General features: G+C 38.2%; 1 protein-coding gene. It reads left to right on the top strand.

Annotation, left to right across the window (positions count from 1 at the left end):
• Nucleotides 1-6 precede the first annotated feature (6 nt).
• Nucleotides 7-1,643, top strand: a 1,637-nt coding sequence (locus tag PAENI_RS31695) for a S41 family peptidase (protein WP_262495813.1), incomplete at its 3' end; no start/stop codon positions are given.

Genomic DNA, 1,643 nt, shown 5'->3' with positions numbered 1-1,643 from the left:
TCCCTGGTGTTTTTCAGTGTATTGCTTATTTTTATTATTGCAGGATGTTCTACATCACAAGAGACTCATCAACTCGGGAGAGAGAAGGAGCAAGAATTTGACCAAGGAAGTGGAATGAAATTTTCCAGCCTTTCTGAACAAAAGATCGTGGATTTTGCTAAGCTCAGTAAGGTATGGGGAGTGGTGAAATACTATCATCCTAAGGTTGTATCTGGAGATGTAAATTGGGATTATGAGCTGTTTCGGGTGGTGCCCTCTATTTTAGAAGAAAATTCAGATGTGAATTCAATTCTCTATGAGTGGGTTCATTCATTAGGCAGCGAGTCCATTTCTGAAGAGCTTGATGTTCAATATCAATTTTCCGAAGATTCCATACAGCTCAGTCCATCTACAGATTGGTCCAAGGATGAAGAATATCTCGGAACGGACTTGAGTCTTGAATTATCGAAGCTTCTGGATTCGAATATTTCAGAACGAGAATATGCATATGTTAGTTTTAAGGAGGATTCATTCTTTCCGTCTATGGGAAATGAAAACCCGTACTCTAATATGAATTTCGATGATACAGGCTACAGGTTGCTAGGTTTATTCCGCTACTGGAATATTATCGAATATTACTATCCGTATAAAGATGTCATCGGAGAAGATTGGGATCGAGTGCTTCTGGAGTTTATCCCTAAAATGGTAGATGGATCGGATTATGACTCCTATTTCATGACCTTAGCAGAACTGACAACTAGAATACATGATTCTCATGCATATTTGGTGGGCAAAGATAGAGAGACGATTACTGATTATTTTGGAACGTATCGGCTTCCCGTAAACTTTATCGAAATTAACAATCAGATTGTTATAAATAAAGTAATTAACAAGTGTGGACTTGATGTCGGAGACATTGTACTAAAAGTAGGCGACAAAAATATAGATGAATTATTAGAAGATAGAAGAAAATATATATCACAGTCGCGAGAAGACACGGCCAGCTTATTTTTTCTTGATTTATTCCGAACTGAACAGAAGAATACGGACGTTACTGTAATTCGGCAGGGAAATAAGAGGCACATTAGTGCAGTAGGCAGTCAACAAGACATTAATTTCCTGGTTGATACGAAATCACAAGCAATGGAGAGTGGAGAAATCTACTATATTAATGCTGGTCTCTTGAAAGATGGAGAGATTGATAAAATCATGAAAAAGTGGTGGAACACTAAAGGGCTAATTGTAGATCTTAGAAACTACCCATCTAGCATACTTACTTATGAATTAGCCAAATATCTGATCGCTTCTGAAAAAGAGTTTGCCACAGTATCGGTCCCCAATCGTGCAATACCCGGTGAATTTTATTACCTTGAGCCTATGGTTTCAGGGAAGCCCCAAGAAACAAATTCCGTTTATAAAGGGAAAGTAGTGATTCTAATCAATGAACATACTGCTAGTCAAGGCGAGTTTACAACGATGTCTCTTAGAAATACAGAAAACTCCATAGTTCTCGGTAGGCCGTCTGCTGGAACTGATGGTGATATACGTATCATTATGCTTCCAGGAAAAATAAAAACCGCTATAAGTGGACTCGGCATATTTAATCCAGATAAAAACCCAACGCAAAGAATAGGATTGCAGCCAGATATTCGTCTTGATCCTAC

Origin of the sequence: Paenibacillus sp. B2(2019) (assembly GCF_008370385.1) — a bacterium.
In the GTDB taxonomy this organism is placed as follows: domain Bacteria; phylum Bacillota; class Bacilli; order Paenibacillales; family Paenibacillaceae; genus Paenibacillus_AQ.
Note: the sequence above shows the minus strand (reverse complement) of the source record. Positions and strands in the feature narration are given on the sequence as shown.